17 protein-coding genes are annotated in these 16,658 nt (G+C 71.8%); 8 read left to right on the top strand and 9 right to left on the bottom strand.

Annotated elements, in window-relative coordinates; genetic code table 11:
- Nucleotides 1-10 precede the first annotated feature (10 nt).
- The 4 genes from pstA to hisN all read right to left on the bottom strand — a co-directional run bounded on the left by pstA (nt 11) and on the right by hisN (nt 3,985).
- The gene (pstA, locus tag HDA43_RS23550) at nt 11-892 is read right to left on the bottom strand and encodes a phosphate ABC transporter permease PstA (RefSeq protein WP_179825228.1); all 882 of its coding nucleotides are present in this window, start codon (nt 890-892) and stop codon (nt 11-13) included.
- Nucleotides 889-1,869, bottom strand: a complete 981-nt coding sequence (gene pstC / locus HDA43_RS23545; RefSeq protein ID WP_179825226.1) for a phosphate ABC transporter permease subunit PstC — start codon at nt 1,867-1,869, stop codon at nt 889-891. Before pstC ends, pstA begins: the two co-directional genes overlap by 4 nt.
- A gap of 4 nt (nt 1,870-1,873) precedes the next feature.
- The gene (gene pstS, locus HDA43_RS23540; RefSeq protein WP_179825224.1) at nt 1,874-2,983 is read right to left on the bottom strand and encodes a phosphate ABC transporter substrate-binding protein PstS; all 1,110 of its coding nucleotides are present in this window, start codon (nt 2,981-2,983) and stop codon (nt 1,874-1,876) included.
- Nucleotides 2,984-3,181: 198 nt separating this feature from the next.
- Nucleotides 3,182-3,985 (bottom strand): histidinol-phosphatase, encoded by an 804-nt coding sequence (gene hisN / locus HDA43_RS23535; RefSeq protein ID WP_179826393.1) that lies wholly within the window; start codon nt 3,983-3,985, stop codon nt 3,182-3,184.
- 142 nt (nt 3,986-4,127) lie between these two features.
- On the opposite strand from hisN, the gene HDA43_RS23530 reads away from it, so the two are divergent.
- Both HDA43_RS23530 and HDA43_RS36485 read left to right on the top strand, forming a co-directional pair.
- Nucleotides 4,128-4,571, top strand: coding sequence for a DUF4442 domain-containing protein (locus HDA43_RS23530; RefSeq protein WP_179825222.1), 444 nt, complete (start codon nt 4,128-4,130; stop codon nt 4,569-4,571).
- A 145-nt stretch (nt 4,572-4,716) separates the two neighbouring features.
- Nucleotides 4,717-5,916, top strand: coding sequence for a PucR family transcriptional regulator (locus HDA43_RS36485; protein WP_218912382.1), 1,200 nt, complete (start codon nt 4,717-4,719; stop codon nt 5,914-5,916).
- On the opposite strand, the gene HDA43_RS23520 is transcribed toward HDA43_RS36485, so the two are convergent.
- The 4 genes from HDA43_RS23520 to aroA all read right to left on the bottom strand — a co-directional run bounded on the left by HDA43_RS23520 (nt 5,903) and on the right by aroA (nt 10,625).
- A complete protein-coding gene (locus tag HDA43_RS23520) occupies nt 5,903-6,760 on the bottom strand; it encodes an SGNH/GDSL hydrolase family protein (protein ID WP_312873502.1) in 858 nt (285 codons plus the stop codon). The two genes, HDA43_RS36485 and HDA43_RS23520, sit on opposite strands and share 14 nt — an antisense overlap.
- A gap of 100 nt (nt 6,761-6,860) precedes the next feature.
- On the bottom strand, nt 6,861-7,979 hold the full coding sequence (locus tag HDA43_RS23515; RefSeq protein WP_179825220.1) for an alkaline phosphatase PhoX: 1,119 nt from the start codon (nt 7,977-7,979) through the stop codon (nt 6,861-6,863).
- A gap of 221 nt (nt 7,980-8,200) precedes the next feature.
- Entirely contained in the window at nt 8,201-9,262 is a 1,062-nt protein-coding gene (gene rsgA, locus HDA43_RS23510; protein WP_376770525.1) for a ribosome small subunit-dependent GTPase A, read from the bottom strand.
- Between the two features lie 82 nt (nt 9,263-9,344).
- Nucleotides 9,345-10,625 (bottom strand): 3-phosphoshikimate 1-carboxyvinyltransferase, encoded by a 1,281-nt coding sequence (gene aroA / locus HDA43_RS23505; RefSeq protein ID WP_179825218.1) that lies wholly within the window; start codon nt 10,623-10,625, stop codon nt 9,345-9,347.
- 59 nt (nt 10,626-10,684) lie between these two features.
- Between aroA and HDA43_RS23500 the strand changes: the two genes are divergently transcribed.
- Nucleotides 10,685-11,446, top strand: coding sequence for an SOS response-associated peptidase (locus HDA43_RS23500; RefSeq protein ID WP_179825216.1), 762 nt, complete (start codon nt 10,685-10,687; stop codon nt 11,444-11,446).
- A gap of 211 nt (nt 11,447-11,657) precedes the next feature.
- Nucleotides 11,658-11,990 (top strand): TraR/DksA family transcriptional regulator, encoded by a 333-nt coding sequence (locus HDA43_RS23495; RefSeq protein ID WP_179825214.1) that lies wholly within the window; start codon nt 11,658-11,660, stop codon nt 11,988-11,990.
- 79 nt (nt 11,991-12,069) lie between these two features.
- Here HDA43_RS23495 and HDA43_RS23490 read toward each other — a convergent pair whose 3' ends face one another.
- Nucleotides 12,070-12,810 carry a methyltransferase domain-containing protein gene (locus HDA43_RS23490; RefSeq protein ID WP_179825213.1) on the bottom strand — a complete coding sequence of 247 codons (741 nt, stop codon included), beginning with the start codon at nt 12,808-12,810 and terminating at the stop codon, nt 12,070-12,072.
- 279 nt (nt 12,811-13,089) lie between these two features.
- Between HDA43_RS23490 and HDA43_RS23485 the strand changes: the two genes are divergently transcribed.
- From HDA43_RS23485 to HDA43_RS23470, 4 genes are all read left to right on the top strand, one after another.
- A complete protein-coding gene (locus HDA43_RS23485) occupies nt 13,090-13,695 on the top strand; it encodes a sigma-70 family RNA polymerase sigma factor (protein WP_179825211.1) in 606 nt (201 codons plus the stop codon).
- Nucleotides 13,696-13,797: 102 nt separating this feature from the next.
- Nucleotides 13,798-14,064 carry a mycothiol system anti-sigma-R factor gene (gene rsrA, locus HDA43_RS23480; protein ID WP_179825209.1) on the top strand — a complete coding sequence of 89 codons (267 nt, stop codon included), beginning with the start codon at nt 13,798-13,800 and terminating at the stop codon, nt 14,062-14,064.
- Between the two features lie 49 nt (nt 14,065-14,113).
- A complete protein-coding gene (locus HDA43_RS23475) occupies nt 14,114-15,058 on the top strand; it encodes an NAD-dependent epimerase/dehydratase family protein (RefSeq protein ID WP_179825207.1) in 945 nt (314 codons plus the stop codon).
- A gap of 208 nt (nt 15,059-15,266) precedes the next feature.
- A complete protein-coding gene (locus tag HDA43_RS23470; RefSeq protein WP_179825205.1) occupies nt 15,267-16,616 on the top strand; it encodes an HD-GYP domain-containing protein in 1,350 nt (449 codons plus the stop codon).
- The last annotated feature ends 42 nt before the right edge of the window (nt 16,617-16,658 follow it).

Raw genomic sequence — 16,658 nt, 5'->3', positions numbered from 1 at the left:
GGGTTACCTCCTATCGGCCCCTGGCCGGCGAACGCCACCAGGCGATGAGGCGCGCCACCAGGTTGAGCAGCATGACGATCAGGATGAGCGTGAGAGCTCCGGTCCACGCGCGGTCGATGGCGATGTCCGTCGGACGTCTCGCCTGGTCGAAGACATAGAGCGGCAGGCCCATCTGCGGCCCGCTGAACGGGTCGGAGTTGATGGAGTCGGTGAAGAAGACCGTCAGCATGAGCGGGGCCGTCTCTCCCGCCACGCGGGCGATGGCGAGCATGACGCCGGTCACGATGCCGGTGAAGGCGGTCGGCAGGACGACCTTGACGATGGTCCGCCACTTGGGCACGCCCAGCGCGTAGGAGGCCTCGCGCAGGTCATTGGGGACCAGCAGGAGCATCTCCTCGGTGGAGCGGACCACGGTCGGCATCATCAGGATCGACAGGGCGAGCGCGCCGGCGAAGCCGGAGAACGGCATGCCCAGGGCCAGGACCCAGAAGGCCAGGACGAACAGGCCGGCGACCACCGAGGGGATGCCGGTCATGACGTCCACGAAGAAGCTGATCGCCCGGCTCAGCCGGCCGCCGCGGCCGTACTCCACCAGGTAGATAGCGGTGAGCAGGCCGATGGGGACGGAGATCAGCGAGGCGAGGAGAACCTGCTCCAGGGTGCCGAGGATGGCGTGGTAGGCGCCGCCCCCGACGTCCCGGGCGCCGATGCCGCGCATCGAGTGGGTCAGGAAGTCGAGGTCGAACCGGGCGAGGCCGTTCTTGATCACCAGCCAGAGGACGGAGATCAGCGGGATGACGGCGACGGCGAACGCCAGGTAGACCAGGGTCTGCACCAGCCGGTCCTTGAGGCGCCGGGCGGCCGAGACGCGCCGGATGGTGTGCGTGGTCACGCGGCGGCTCCGGAGAACTCCTTGCGGCGGGCGACGATGAGGCGGGCGCCCATGTTCACCAGCAGGGTGATGACGAACAGCACCAGGCCCGAGGCGATCAGCGCGCCGCGGCCGGTCTGGGTGGCCTCGCCGAACCTGTTGGCGATGTTGGCGGCGATGCTGTTCCCCTGGGGGGTGAGGATCCGGAGGCTGATGTCGAACGTCGCCTGGAAGATGAGCGCGACCGCGATCGTCTCGCCCATGGCCCGGCCGAGGCCGAGCATGGCCGCGCTGATGACGCCGGGACGTCCGTACGGCAGGACCGCCATCCTGATCACTTCCCAGCGGGTCGCGCCGAGGGCCAGGGCCGCCTCCTCGTGCGCCCGGGGGACCTGGAGGAACACCTCGCGGGAGATCGCCGCGATGATCGGCAGGATCATGACGGCGAGCACGAGCGACGCGGTCAGCACCGAGCGGCCCGCGACGATGTCGCCGCCGAACAGCGGGATGAAGCCCAGGTGGTCGTGGAGGAAGTTCGAGGGGCCGACCATGAAGGGGGCGAGGAACGTGATGCCCCACAGGCCGTAGACGACGCTGGGGACGGCGGCGAGCAGGTCGACGACGTATCCCAGGACGCCGGCCAGGCGGCGGGGGGCGTAGTGGGAGATGAAGAGCGCCACGCCCACGGCCACCGGCACCGCCATGATCAGCGCGAGGAGCGCGCTGAAGACGGTGCCGAAGGCCAGGGCGGCGATGCCGAAGCTGGGCCGGGTCGCGTTCGGCTCCCACGTCTGGGTGGTGAAGAAGCCGCCGGTGTTGGCCCGCAGGGCGGGAATCGCCTCGACGACGAGGAAGACGGCGATGGCCGCCATGATCGCCAGCAGGAGGATTCCGGCGCCTGTGGAGGCATAGCGGAAGGGGGTCTCACCCCGGCTGCGCCGCGAGGCGGACCGGCCCAGGGCCGATCCGCCGTCGCGGGTGTGGACTGTAGCCGCCATGAGCCTAGGAGATCGCCTCGACGGCGGTCCGGACCTTGGTGAGCAGCGACGCGGGCAGCGGGGCGTAGCCCAGGCCGGTCAGGGCCTGCTGGCCCTCGTCGCTGGCGGTGTAGGTCAGGAAGGACTTGACGAGCTTGGCGTCCTCGGCGGGCAGGCCCTTCTCGCAGGTGATCTCGTAGGTCACCAGGACGATCGGGTAGGCGCCGGCGGCCTTGGTGGCGTAGTCGATGTCCAGCTTGAGGTCGTTGCCCTGGCCGACGACCTCGGCGGCCTCGACCGTCTTGGCGGCGCTCTCGGGGGTCAGCTCGACGAACTCGCCGGAGCCGTTGGCGACCTTGGCCTTGGCCAGGCTGGAGTTCTCCGCGAAGGAGAGTTCGACGTAGCTGATCGCGCCCTCGGCGCCCTTGACGGCCTGCGCGATGCCGTCGGAGCCGTTGGCGCCCTGCCCCTTGGCCTCGGCCGGCCACGCCTTGGCGGGCTCGTACGGCCAGCCGGCCGTCTTGGCGAGGAACTTGGTGAAGTTGTCGCTGGTGCCCGACTCGTCCGAGCGGTGGAACGCCTGGATCGGGGTCGAGGGGAGCTTGGCGTCCGGGTTGTCGGCCTTGATCGCGGCGTCGTCCCACTTGGTGATCTTGCTGTTGAAGATCCCCGCGAGGGTCTTGGGGGAGAGCTGGAGGCCCTCGACGCCCGGAAGGTTGTAGACGACGGCCACCGGGCCGGTCACCATCGGCAGGTTGATGGCCTTGCCGGTCTTGCAGCGGGCGTCGGCCTGGGCGGGCTCGCCCTTGTCGTCCTTGAGGGCGGAGTCGGAGCCGGCGAAGGCGACCGTGCCCTGGATGAACGCCTGCACGCCGGCGCCGGAGCCGCTCGGCTGGTAGTTGAGGCTGACGCCGGAGTTGGCCTGCTGGAAGTTCTTCTTCCACTCGTCGATGGCGTTGGCCTGCGCCGACGAGCCCGCGGCGTTGATCGTGCCGCTGAGACCGGCGTCCGACCCGGCGGAGGGAGCCGCGGCGCTGGAGGTGCCGCTGCCGGTGCTGTTGTCATCGGTGCCGCACGCAGCGAGCGAGAGCGCGCCGACGAGGGTGACCGCGGCGAGCCGGCCTGCATACTTCACGGTTGGGTTCCTCCCACTAAGTCCTTCAACACTCAAGGAAGGTAGGGAGGCAAGATGACTCGAAACCCGTGTGAAGGTGAACGGAGAATGAACCTCTACGGTCACCGTCGTGGTGGAGGCGTGGTCTGGTTCACAAAAACGGACATGACCTGATTCGTCAGGTCATGTCCGGCGTCGTGGCGTCTTCGGGCGGGCGGATCAGACGGGCAGGGTGAGCGGTCCTCCGCCGAGGCGCTTGAGGACCTCCCCGTGCAGCGGGCCGTTGCTGCACACCAGGCTGCCGCCGTCCAGGTCGGGGACCCCCGACAGGTCGGTCCAGGTGCCGCCGGCCTCCTCGACGATCACGGTCAGCGCCGCGATGTCCCAGGAGGACAGCTCCGGCTCGGCGGACACGTCCACCGACCCCTCGGCGACCATCATGTGCGACCAGAAGTCGCCGTAGGCGCGGCTGCGCCAGACGGAGCGGTTGAGGTCGAGGAACTCCTGGAGCCGGCCGGCCTCCTCCCAGCCGCCGAGGCTGGAGTAGGAGAACGAGGCGTCCTCCAGGCGGGAGACGGAGGAGACCTGGCAGCGGGTGGCCCTGCTGAGGCTCCGGCCGGTCCACGCGCCGCTGTCCCTGGCGGCCCACCAGCGGCGGCCGAGCGCGGGGGCGGACACCAGGCCCACGACGACCCTGCCCTCGTCCATGAGGGCGATGAGCGTGGCCCACACGGGGACGCCCCGCACGTAGTTCTTGGTGCCGTCGATCGGGTCGATCACCCACGACCGCGCGCCGTACCCCGTCTTGCCGAACTCCTCGCCGATCACCGCGTCGCGCGGCCGGGCGCGGCGCAGCGTGCTCCGGATGGACTCCTCGGCCGCCTGGTCGGCGTCGCTCACCGGGGTGAGGTCCGGTTTGGTCTCCACCCGCAGGTCCACGGCCCTGAACCGGCGGAGGGTCAGGTCGTCGGCGGCGTCGGCCATCACGTGCGCGAGGCGCAGGTCGTCGTTGTAACCCGTCACGGAGAGCAACGCTATCGCGTCGGCGGCCGGGTACAGGAGACCGGGGAACAAGGCGGGGAATTGTGTCGCGGGTCGCCAGTCGGCCGGATACCGCGTAAATCCCCCGTCGAATCCGCGGTTACCAGCAAGTAGCATTCCGGGCATGACCTTTGACGTGGGCGCCTTCATGCTGGAGAGCGTGCCGTTCGCGCGGACGCTGGGCATCTCCTTCGACACGGTGGAGCCGGGCCGGGCGACGGCCCGCATGCCCGACCGCGCCGACCTGCACAACCACGTGGGCGGCCCGCACGCCGGAGCCCTGTTCACGCTCGCCGAGTCCGCCTCCGGCGCCGCGATGCTCTCGGCGTTCGGCGACCAGCTGTCACGGGCCACCCCGCTGGCCACCGGCGCGACGATCCGCTACGTGAAGCTCGCGATGGGCGAGGTCGTCGCCGAGGCCCGCCTCGGCGCCTCCCGCGAGGAGGTCCTGGCCGAGCTGGACGCCGGGCGGCGCCCGGAGTTCGAGGTCACCGTCGGGATCGGCACCGCCGACGGCACCCCGGTGGCGGAGATGACCGTCACCTGGACCCTGCGCCCCAACCGCTGACGGCAGGGGCGCCACCCGGCGGGGGACGGACCGGTCGTCCGGCACGGGACACGGTGACTCCCGGCCCCCGGCGGCCGATCACCGGCTCAGGCCGTTCAGTACGGAATGCTCCGAAAGGGTGGATATCACAACCCGGTGTGAGACAGTGACAGATGTGCTCGTCCTGGCCGGATGTCCCGTGCACGAGCTGCTGGAACGCCAGGCGACCGGCCTGGCCAGGCAGCTCGTGCGCGTCTTCGTCGAAGAGATCCCCATCTACCGGCGGCTGCCCAGGGAGGAGCTCGACGGCGACATCACCTGGATCACCGAGCACAACCTGCGGATGATCTGCGGGGTGTTCCGCCACGGGCGCCCGCCCCTCCCCGCCGAGCTGACCCCGATCCGCGCCTCGGCCGCGCGCCGGGCCCAGGAGCGGGTACCGCTCGAAGCCCTGCTGGCCGCCTACAACCTGGGGGCCCGCTGGGTCTGGGACCACCTGATCACCCTCGCCACACCGGCCGACTTCGCCGCGGTGCTCGACATGAACCGCCTCATCTTCGCCTACACCGAGGCGGTGACCTCCGCCGTGTGCACCGCCTACCTCAAGGAACGCGAGGGCATGCTCAGCCAGGAGCAGCACGCCATGCACGCCGCCGTCTCCGCGCTGCTCGGCGGCGACCCCGCGGCCCTGGCGGCGGTACGGCCGGCACCCGCCTACCTCGTCATGGCGATCTTCGTGGCCGAGCACCCCGACGAGAAGCAGGACGAGCCCGGCGGGGCCATCGCCGCGCGGCGCAAGCTGGCCAGGATCAGGGCGGCCGTTCAGCGGCACGCCACCGAGCAGGTCCTCTTCGTGCTCGACGCGGCGGGCGGGCTCGTGTTGCTCCCGGTCGCCTCCGGTGAGGCGCCGGAGGCGACCGGGGTCGTCGAGGAGGTGTCCCGGGCGGCCGGGGTGCCCGTCTGGGCGGCGGCCGAGCGGGCCGTGCCCGCCGAGGTCCCGGCCGCCGCGAAGGTGGCCGAGGAGGTCCTGGAGGTGGCGCGGGTCTTCGGGCATCCGCCGGGCGCCTACCGGCTGGCCGACGTGCTGCTGGAGTACCAGCTCACCCGGCCCAGCCCGGCCACCGCCGAGTTGGCGGGCCTGCTCGACCCGCTGCTGGACAACCCGGACCTGCTCCGGACGCTCAAGGTCTATCTGGAGACCGGGCTCGACCGCCGCCGCGCGGCCGAGCTGCTGCATGTGCACCCGAATACGGTCGACTACCGCCTGCGGCGGGCGGTGAGCCTGACCGGGCTCGACCCGGCCGATCCGGCGCAGCTCCAGCGGATCGGAGCCGCGCTGGCGGCCAGGCGGCTCACGCCCCGCTGACCGCGGGGATCACCACGTCCGCGAAGCCGCGCATGCCGCGCTCGTTGGGGTGGAAGGGCGCCGCCGGCGAGGCGGGGACGTAGGGCTCGATCCACCGGGTGTTCGCCGCGGCGCACGGGTCGTGGCCCACGCTCGGCGTCTGCAGGTCGATGAACCCGATGCCCGCCGCCGCGGCCTGCTCGGCCAGCATCCGGTTGAAGTACTGCAGGGTGGCGCGGACGTAGTTGGCGTCGGAGGGGATGATCGGGACCCGCGGGTAGCAGCCGTTCGGCGGGGCGTAGGTCCCGTAGCCGACCATGAAGATCCTGGCGCGCGGCGCGCGGGCCCGGATGTCGGCGGCCAGGGTGGTCAGCTTCGGGCGCAGCGCGTCGGTCTTGACCCGCCAGCTGTCCTGCCCGTTCACCACGTAGTCGTCGTTGCAGGCGTCGCCGACGGGCGGCGGCAGCAGGTTCAGGCAGTCCTCGATGAACCCGGTCAGGCCGACGTCGTTGGCGCCGATCTGCACGGTGACCAGGGTGGTGTCCGCGCTGAGCGCGTCGAGCTGCGGCGGCACGGAGCCGAGGTCGGTGCCCTGCGGGGCGTACATGTCCCGGGTGTCGGCGCCCGAGCACGTGACGTCGCGGAACACCGAGGCCCCGATGGCCCGCGCGGTGAGGTGGGCGTAGTTGCGGTCGGAGCGCCAGCATCCGAGGTCGGGCAGCACCTGGTTGGGCACCAGCGGCCCGGAGGCGGCCGAGTCGCCCAAGGCCACATAGACCTCACCGGCCGCGGCACGGGCGGGTGAGACGAGGGCGACCGCCGTGGCGGCCACCATGACGATCGCGGTGATCACTGATCGGATCACGCTGGACTCCCTTCGGGGGGTGTCGGCTCTCTGCCGAGGTGGGAGGAGGGAATGCGATGTCCCGGGGCGCGAGGAGGGGTGTCCCGGGGGAGGGGGTGGATCAGCGGCGGAAGGGGCCGCTGATCTCGTAGGTGATGCCGCCCGTCCCCGCCCGCTCGCCGCTGGTGCCGCGCTGGGAGGAGAAGTACAGGCGGGTGCCGTCGGGGGAGAAGGCGGGGCCGGTGATCTCGGACTCGCCCTGGCCGTCGAGCCGCATGATCGGCGCGACCACCCGGTCCGGAGTGATGATGTTGATCTCCATGTTGCCGCCGTCCTCGGCGACGTAGAGATCACCGCCCCGGGTGCCGGTGATGTTGTCGACGCCGTTGAGCGTGCCGGTGCCGTCGTAGATCGCGCTCACCGTCCGGCGGGTGGCGTCGTAGGCCCACACCCTACGGTCGCCCTTGGCGGTGAAGTAGCAGACGCCGTCCGCGTAGTGGCAGCCCTCGCCGCCGCTGAAGTGCCTGGCCGTGCTCACCTGGTGCCTGGTCTGCCGTTCGAGGACGGCGGGCGTGGGATCGGGCACCGGCCGCCAGACGTCGTCGACGCAGAAGACCTCCAGGCGACCGCTGGACAGGTCGCCCCAGACGTCCGGGACGAAGCGGTAGAAGCAGCCGTCGTCCTCGTCCTCGGTCAGGTAGACGACCCGGTTGTCGGGGTCGCAGGCGGCGGCCTCGTGCTTGAACCGGCCCATCGCGGGACGCTGCTGCGCGCCGCGGACGCCGTACGGGTCGGTCTCGTAGACCCTGCCGCGGAAGATCTCCTCGCACGACAGCCAGGTGTTCCACGGAGTGCGCCCGCCCGCGCAGTTGAGGTTGGTCTCCGACAGGATCCGGTAGGCCCGGTCGATCGAGCCGTCGGCCCTGAACCTGATCGCCGAGACGCCGCCGATCAGCGGTACCTCGGAGTTGGACACGTAGATCCAGCCGGTGCCGTCGGCGAAGCAGGCGCCGCCGTCCGGGGCCGGGTGCCAGAGGATGCCGCCGACGAGGTGGCCCGTCCGGGCGACCACCCTGCTGCTGAACCCGGCGGGCAACGCGACGCCGTTGGCGTCCGGTGCGCCGAGCGGGCCGTACGGGCTCTCACCGGCGAGCGTGGACGAGGCGCGCGCGGCGTTCTGCCACAGAGTGCCGGAAAGGGCGACGGCGGAGAGGGATGTGATGAAGGTGCGGCGCTGCATAAGGGGGACTCCAGTGATCGCCTACATCTCTCTCAAACCATGAGCTGACGGCGGTCTTATGGGAACTGTGGAGGGGGGTAAATCTCAGCGGTCAAACCTGTGACGGATCACAAACCCCTCAGGGCGCCCCGGCCGCGGCGCGGAGAACACGGAGGATCACCGGAGCCGCCGCGGCCACGGGACCGGCGGGGACGCTCAGCGGCGTCGGTCGTCCGGGACGCTCAGCGGCGGCGGTCGTCGGGGCCGCTCGGCTGGTCGTCGTCGGCCGCGCCCTCGCGGCTGGCGAGCAGGCGGCGCAGGGACAGCAACCGGGCCGGGTCGGCGTGCCCGGCGGACACCCAGGCGTCCAGCGCGCAGTCGTCGCCGAGGTGCGTGCAGCCCTTGGGACAGTGGACCGTGCCCTCGACGAGGTCGGGGAAGCCGGCGAGGACGGTCTCCACCGACACGTGGGCCAGCCCGAAGCTCCGCACGCCCGGGGTGTCGATGATCCAGCCGCCGTCGGGCAGCTCCAGCGCCACGGCCGAGGTCGAGGTGTGCCGGCCCCGGCCGGTCACCGCGTTGACGTGGGAGACGGCCCGGTTGGCGTCCGGCACCAGGGCGTTCACCAGGGTGGACTTGCCCACCCCCGAGTGGCCGACCAGGACGCTGACCCGGTCGCGCAGGTGCTCGCGGATCTCCTCCAGCGAGCCGCCCTTGCGCAGCACCACGTACGGGACGCCCAGCGGGGCGTAGAGGGAGACCAGCTCCTCGGGCGGCGCCAGGTCGGACTTGGTGAGGCAGAGCAGCGGCTCGATGTCGGCGTCGAACGCGGCCACCAGCATCCGGTCGATCATGCGGGGGCGCGGCGGCGGGTCGGCCAGGGCCGTCACGATCACGAGCTGGTCGGCGTTGGCCACCACGGGGCGCTCGACGCCGTCGGTGTCGTCGGTGTCGTCGGCCGAGCGGCGCAGGATAGAGCTGCGGGACTCGACGCGGACGACCCGGGCCAGGGTGTCGGGGGCGCCGGAGACGTCGCCGACCAGGGCCACCCGGTCGCCCACCACGATCCCCTTGCGGCCCAGCTCGCGCGCCTTCATGGCGACCACGATCCGGCCGGTCGCCGCGGCGTCCCCGCCGCCCTTTCCGCCCTTCCCGCCTTTGCCGCGGCGGCGGCCCTTGCCGTCGCCGGCCTCGACCAGGCAGGTGTAGCGGCCGCGGTCGACCGCCACCACCATCCCCTCGACCGCGTCCTCGTGGGCCGGACGGATACGGGTGCGGGGCCGGGACCCCTTTCCCGGCCTGATCCTGACGTCGTCCTCGTCGTACTGCCGCTTTCTCAGCTTTCCCGCCTCGATCTACCCTCGGCTGCCTTGGTCTTCCCACCCGTCACGGGGCGCCGCCGCCCAGCATCGCCTCCCACATGGAGACGAACTCGGGGAGGGTCTTACCCGTGGTGGCGATGTCCTCCACCTCCACACCCGGCACGACCAGGCCGATCACCGCTCCGGCGGTGGCCATCCGGTGGTCGGCGTAGGAGTGGAACACCCCGCCGGTGAGCGGGCGCGGCCGGATCACCAGGCCGTCCTCGGTCTCGGCCGCGTCGCCGCCGAGCCGGTTGATCTCGGCGACCAGCGCGGCCAGCCGGTCGGTCTCGTGCCCGCGGATGTGCGCGACGCCGCTGATCCGGCTGGGGGAGTCGGCCAGGGCCGCCAGCGCGGCGATCGTCGGGGTCAGCTCGGCCACGTCGCGCAGGTCGGCCTCGACGCCGGTGACGCGGCCGGTGCCGGTGACCGTCAGGCCGGCGGGCGTGCGCTCGACCGAGGCGCCCATGCCGGTGAGCAGCTCGCGGAGCTGGTCGCCGGGCTGGGTCGTCTCCGCGGGCCAGCCCGGGACGGTGACCGACCCGCCGGTGACCATCGCGGCGGCCAGGAACGGCGCGGCGTTGGACAGGTCGGGCTCGACGGTGAACTCCCGGGCGCGGATCGGGCCGGGCTCGACGCGCCAGACGTCCGGCTCGGAGTCGTCGACCCGGACGCCGAACTCGCGCAGCATCCGGACGGTCATCCGGATGTGCGGCTGCGACGGGATGGGCGGGCCGGCGTGCCGTACGGTCACGCCCTTGTCGAACCGGGCCGCGGCCAGCAGCAGACCCGACAGGAACTGGGAGGAGCCGGAGGCGTCGAGCGTGACCTCCCCGCCGGCCAGCGGCCCCCGGACGGTGAACGGCAGCGCGTCGCCCCGCACGTCGGCGCCGAGGGCGCGCAGCGCGTCCAGGATCGCGCCCATCGGGCGCCTGCGCGCGTGCGGGTCGCCGTCGAAGAAGACCTCCTCGGCGGCCAGCGCGGCGATCGGCGGCACGAACCGCATGACCGTGCCGGCGAGCCCCACGTCGATCCGCGCCCCGCCGGTGACCGGCCCGGGGACGACCTCCCAGTCGACGCTCGACGCGGTCTCCCCCGAAGGGGTCAGCGTGGCGCCGAGGGCGCGCAGCGCGGCGGCCATCAGGTCGGCGTCACGGCTGCGCAGCGCCAGCCGTACGGTGCCGGGGCCGTCGGCCAGCGCGGCGAGGGGCAGCGCGCGGTTGGTCACCGACTTCGAGCCGGGCAGCGGAACGGTCGCGCGGACGGGGTCGGCCGCGGTCGGCGCGGGCCACAGCGGAGCGGACATGGTGCAAAGCCTACCGGGGCGTCGCCACCCCGTACCGGAACGCGTGGCAAGGTGAGGATATGTGCGGGAGATACGCGTCTGCGCGGGCCAAGCAGCAGCTTCTTGAGGAGTTCCAGGTCGAGGTCGACGGGGCGGCCGACGAGGAGCTCCGGCCCGACTACAACATAGCGCCCACGAAACCGGTCTACACGGTGCTGAGCCGGGTGCCCAAGGACGACCCCGAGGGGCATCCGGTCCGGCAGCTCAGGGTGATGCGGTGGGGACTCGTCCCCTCCTGGGCCAAGGACCCGTCGATCGGCGCGCGGATGATCAACGCGCGGGTGGAGACGGTCGCCGAGAAGCCGTCGTTCCGCAAGGCGTTCGCCGAGCGGCGGTGCCTGCTGCCGGCGGACGGCTACTACGAGTGGGGCGTGGTCGAGGGCGCCGGGACCGCGAAGAAGCCGAAGAAGCAGCCCTACTTCATCCGGCCGGCCGACGGCGGGGTCATGGCGATGGCGGGCCTGTACGAGTTCTGGCGGGACCGCGGCCGGCCCGAGGACGACCCGCTCGCGTGGATGGTGACCTGCGCGGTCATCACCACCACCGCCGAGGACGAGCTGGGCGCCATCCACGACCGGATGCCGATGCTGATCCAGCGGGACCGCTGGGCCGACTGGCTCGACCCCGGGACGGCCGACGCGCGGGAGTTCCTGGTGCCCGCCCGATCGGCCGGCCTTTCGGCGTATCCGGTCTCCACCGCGGTCAACTCGGTGCGCAACAACGGCCCCGAGCTGATCGAACCGCTCGGCGAGGGAGAGGGTGACTCTCGGGTGCTCTTCTGAGAACCCTCCGTAGCGAACACGTGTAAAAACCACGTCAAGCGGGCATCCGCTGAGGAAAGCGAGCTTCGCGGCGGGGTCCTCCGGTTCCCCGGCTCCGCCGGGCCTTCCGGCCCCCGGACTCCGCCGCGGTGACTCGTCCCCCTTTCGTGCCTGCCGGGAGAAGTCGGGGTCCCCCTCACAGGCCGCCTGCCCTTTGCGGAGGTGCGGATCCGTGGACGCCTCGACCGCGCGTATGCGCCTGGAGAGCACACTCACCGAGATCGACCGGTCCATCGTGGTCCTGCGCGGGGACCCCTCGGCCCGGGGCGACCTGCCCGGCTCCGACGCCGGATCGGTCATGACCGACACCGACCGAGACCGCGCCCTGCTGGAGGCGGCCGTCCAGCACCGCCGCGCGGTCGTCGAGGCGATCGCGCGGCTGGACGGCGGGCGCTACGGCCTGTGCGTGGACTGCGGCGCGGCCGTCCCCGAGGGCCGGCTTCAGGCGCGGCCAGAGGCCGAGCGCTGCGTGCCGTGCCAGTCCAGGCGCGAGCGCAGGCGCTGACCCGGACGCGGCGCGGGCGGTACGGGGCCGGGCGGGACATCGCCGCACGGCGGCTCGGGGCGGTCCGGGGAAGGGCGGCTCAGGGGCGGCGGGCGCTGGCGACCAGGTGGATGCCCACGGTGTCGTCGTCGCCGGCGTGCGCCTCCAGCTCGGTGTTGACCAGCCAGGTCAGGGCACGCGGGTCGGAGGCGAGCACGTGGTCCACCGTCGAGGGGGACAGCACCGTGCGCGGCCGTATCCACTCCACCTCCAGGCCCGCGCCGGTCAGCAGCTCGCGGAGCTGGCCGCTGCTGAAGCAGCGGGTGATGCTGCCGTCGGGCCAGGGCACGAGCATGACCTCGCCGGTCTGGCGCAGGTGGGCCCAGAAGTTCTGCTCGGCGAGGATCGCCATGCCCAGCACGAGGGAGTCGACGCTGACCAGTGCCCGCCCGCCCGGCCGCAGCACCCGCGCGACGTCGGCGATCGCCGACTCGGCCATGAGCTCGATCGACAGCGCGCGCTCCTCGGCCAGCACGGCGTCCACGCTGCCGTCGGGCAGGAAACGCAGGTCGTCGGCGCGGACCTGGCCGACCCGGGAGGCGTCGTGCAGCGGCGCCGGGCCCTCCACCGTGCGGCGGAAGTCGACCACCTCCAGCACCCGGTGCCCGGCCTTGGCCGCCTGCGCGGACCAGCGGCCCCGGCCGCCGGACAGGTCGAGGACCGTCGAGGGGCTCTCCGGCAGCCAGCGGGACAGCTGTTCGGAGGCGACCGCACGGTAGAAGGTCCAGTACGGTCCAAGCGTTCCTGTGCCGTTCAGCTCTTCGGCCGGGATGGGCAGCACGAGCGGCTCCTGGCGTCGGGGTTCCGGTGGTTTGGCTACCTGCCGGTACGTATTTTTTTCCCCGTACCGGGTTGATCGTCACCTTCCATCTTGTGGGAACAAGTGACCGATCGGGGGTGTTGCAGCGGACAGCACACGATCCTTTCGGAGGTTGGCAAACCGATGCTCGCGTTGAGCGACCCCATGGCCCGCCCCGGTTACCGGTCCTTTCCCGGCGAGCGGGTATTCTCCGCTCAGTACGGAGTCCCGCGTCAGCAGGGCTCCGGCGATCTTAAGGGGGTGGGTCCGGTCCCTGCGACAGGCCAGGAGACGCTGGAGCAGAGGAGCACGCGGTTCGAGCGGGATGTCATGCCGTATCTCGACCAGCTCTACTCCGCCGCGCTCAGGATGACGAGGAACCCGGCGGACGCCGAGGACCTTCTTCAGGAGACGTTCGCCAAGGCGTTCGCGTCCTTCCACCAGTTCCAGGAGGGCACGAACCTCAAGGCGTGGCTCTACCGCATCCTCACCAACACCTTCATCAACAGCTACCGCAAGAAGCAGCGGGAGCCCAAGCAGTCGGGCGCCGAGGAGATCGAGGACTGGCAGCTCGCCAGGGCCGAGTCGCACACCTCCGCCGGGCTGAAGTCGGCGGAGATCGAGGCGCTCGAGCACCTGCCCGACAGCGACGTCAAGCAGGCGCTCGCCGCGCTGCCCGAGGAGTTCCGCATCGCGGTCTACCTCGCCGACGTCGAGGGGTTCCCGTACAAGGAGATCGCCGACATCATGGGCACCCCGATCGGGACCGTCATGTCGAGGCTCCATCGTGGCCGCCGCCAGTTGCGGACGCAGCTTGAGGACTACGCCCGCGACCGCGGGCTGATCTCGGCGGAGGGCGCGAAGTGAGCGGGTCGGCCGGCGGATTCCGCGGGGCATGTCCGCGAGCCGTGACGAGCGGGTTTCGCGGGGTGCGCCCGCGAGCCCTGACGAGCAGGGCGAGGTGATCGCATGAGCTGCGGGAAGCCCCACAGCACGGACTGTCGCGAGGTCCTGGACAAGGTCTACAGCTACCTCGACGGCGAGCTCGACGACGGCAAGTGCGTCGACATCCGCGAGCACCTCGACGAGTGCGGCCCCTGCCTGGAGGAGTACGGCCTGGAGCAGGTCGTCAAGCAGCTGGTCGCCAAGCACTGCGGCTGCGACCGGGCGCCCGAGGACCTGAGGGCCAAGGTTCTGCGGCGGATCGACCAGGTCCGCTCCGAGTTGGCCGGATGACCTCCTAAGATCTCTCCTACGGCCATGGCCATACGATCGTGGGGGCGGCATGCGGATTCTCGTCACCGGTGGAGCGGGTTTCATCGGGTCCAACCTGGTAGACCGGCTGCTGGCCGACGGTCATGAGGTCGCGGCCGTCGACGACCTGTCCGGGGGAGACCGCGCCAACCTCGCCGAGGCGGCGCGCAGCCCGCGGTTCGCCCTCCATGAGATGGACATCCGCGACCCCGCGCTGACCGGGCTGGCCGCCGAGTGGCGGCCGGAGGTCGTCTGCCACCTCGCCGCGCAGATCAGCGTGCGCAAGAGCGTGGCCGACCCGGTGCACGACGCCCGCCTCAACGTCGAGGGCACCGCCTCGGTCCTGACCGCCGCGCACCACGGCGGCACCCGCAAGGTCGTCTTCGCCTCCTCGGTCGCCGTCTACGGCGTCCCGGAGGCCATCCCGGTCCCGGGTGACGCGCGGACCGATCCGCGTTCGCCGTACGCGGCCTCCAAGCTCAGCGCCGAGGTGTACCTCGCGGCGTTCCGGGCGCTGCACGGCATCGACTACACCACGCTGGTGCTCTCCAACGTCTACGGCCCCCGCCAGTCGCCCGACGGCGAGGCCGGGGTGGTCGCCATCTTCACCGACGCGCTGCTGTCCGGCCGCCCCACGGTGCTGTACGGCGACGGCGGGCAGACCCGCGACTACGTCTTCGTCGACGACGTGGTGGACGGCTTCGTCCGCGCCTGCGGCGAGGCCGGGGGCGGCCGCCGGTTCAACCTCGGCACCGGCCTGCAGACCACCGACCGCGAGCTGCACGCCCTGGTGGCCGCGGCCGCGGGGGCCCCCGACGAGCCGGGGCTCGCCGAGGCGCGGCAGGGAGACCTCCCGGCGATGGCCGTCGACCCGGCGCCCGCCTTCGAGGGGCTGGGCTGGCGGCCCCACACCGACCTCGCGACCGGCCTGAAGGCCACCGTGGCCTGGGCAAGGGCTCGTCAGGCGACGCTCTGAGCGCGACTCATGTCCGTGGCTCGTGGTGATGAATTGGTTACGCTTTGCTTGCGATTCCCGCTCCTCCCCTCGGCGCCTGACGCGCTTCTGTAGCCTGAGTCGCGGATACCAACGTGGAGGCAGCGCATGTTGAAGGAAACGGTCGGCCCGGTGTATCCGGGGATCTCCTGGACCTGAGCACGCGCCCGTAGAACCGAGGGTGGCTGCTTTGCGTGGACTGCCGTGGTTTGCCAAGGTCTACCTTGGCGCGGTCATCGGAACCGCGTGGGCACTGATCGGTCACAGCGTGCTGGTGAGCGCCCGGCTCGCACCTCTCGACTGGTCCACCCTGCTGGTGCTGGCCCTGCTGTTCCTGGTGTGCGAGTCGGTCCCCACGCTCCTGAACGTCCGGCAGGCCGCGGTCTCGGTCAGCTTCTCGGCCGCGCTCGCCGCGGTGGTGCTGGTCGGCCCCGAGGGCGCCGCGCTCGTCGGCATGACGGCGGTCTTCAGCGTCCGGCCGGGGCTGCCGCTGGTCAAGCGGCTGTTCAACGGCGCCCAGTTCGCGATCTGCGGGTTCGTCGCCGGCTGGGTCTACAAGCGGCTGCTGGGCGGTCACCCCGTCATCCCGTCCATCGCCGGGTTCGACGACCTGATCGTGCCGTTCGCGGGCGCCGCCGCGGTGTTCGTGCCGCTCAACTTCGTCCTGATCGCGGTCGTGCTCGTGACGACCGGCCAGGCCCACCAGGTGCCGCTGCGCGGCCTGGCGCAGTTCCTGGTCTCCTATCTCGGCTACGCGACCTTCGGGCTGCTGATCGCCGGTCTGTGGACGACGGTGAACTCGATCTCCGCGGTGCTGGTGCTGCTGCCGCTGTTCGTCGCCCGGTGGGCCTTCGGCCAGTACCTCGCCCAGCAGCGCGCCTACGACGCCACCATCGCCGCGCTCTGCCAGGCGGTGGAGACCAAGGACTACTACACCCGCGGCCACTGCACCCGCGTCTCGCTCGCCTCGGGGATGATCGCCGAGGAGATCGGCATGGGTCCCGAGCGGCTCCGGGCGATCCGCTACGCCGGGATGCTGCACGACGTCGGCAAGCTCGGCGTGCCGACCAAGGTGCTGCAGAAGGATGGGCCGCTCACCGAGGAGGAGTACGCCGCCATCCAGCTCCACCCCATGCGCGGGCTGGAGATCGTGCGGGGCATCGACTTCCTGGACGAGGCGTTCGCCGGGATCATGCACCACCACGAACGGCAGGACGGCAAGGGTTATCCCATGGGGCTGGCCGGGGACGAGATCCCGGAGTTCGCCCGGATCATCGCGGTGGCCGACGCCTTCGACTCGATGACCTCCGACCGCTCCTACCGCGGCGCCCGCCCGGTGGAGGAGGCCGTGGCCGAGCTGCGCAAGGGCGCGGGCACCCAGTTCGACCCGGTGATGGTCGCGGCGTTCGTCAGGGCGGTGGACCGCGACGGCTGGGAGCCGCCGCGCAAGGTCGTCCCGCTCCCGGCGGACGCGTCCCAGACCACCACCAAGGACCACGACGACCCCACGGCCCCGATCCAGGTGGTGTCGGAGCGGTGAGCCGCCGGGTGAGCGCAGCGAACGAGAAGGTGAACGCGACCA

Source organism: Streptosporangium sandarakinum, from assembly GCF_013409935.1.
In the GTDB taxonomy this organism is placed as follows: domain Bacteria; phylum Actinomycetota; class Actinomycetes; order Streptosporangiales; family Streptosporangiaceae; genus Streptosporangium; species Streptosporangium nondiastaticum.
Note: the sequence above shows the minus strand (reverse complement) of the source record. Positions and strands in the feature narration are given on the sequence as shown.

Coding starts and splice junctions, on each gene's coding strand:
- pstC (WP_179825226.1), bottom strand. CDS start 1,869: ATGGCGGCTACAGTCCACACCCGCGACGGCGGATCGGCCCTGGGCCGG.
- HDA43_RS23530 (WP_179825222.1), top strand. CDS start 4,128: ATGACCTTTGACGTGGGCGCCTTCATGCTGGAGAGCGTGCCGTTCGCG.
- HDA43_RS23515 (WP_179825220.1), bottom strand. CDS start 7,979: ATGCAGCGCCGCACCTTCATCACATCCCTCTCCGCCGTCGCCCTTTCC.
- aroA (WP_179825218.1), bottom strand. CDS start 10,625: ATGTCCGCTCCGCTGTGGCCCGCGCCGACCGCGGCCGACCCCGTCCGC.
- HDA43_RS23500 (WP_179825216.1), top strand. CDS start 10,685: ATGTGCGGGAGATACGCGTCTGCGCGGGCCAAGCAGCAGCTTCTTGAG.
- rsrA (WP_179825209.1), top strand. CDS start 13,798: ATGAGCTGCGGGAAGCCCCACAGCACGGACTGTCGCGAGGTCCTGGAC.
- HDA43_RS23475 (WP_179825207.1), top strand. CDS start 14,114: ATGCGGATTCTCGTCACCGGTGGAGCGGGTTTCATCGGGTCCAACCTG.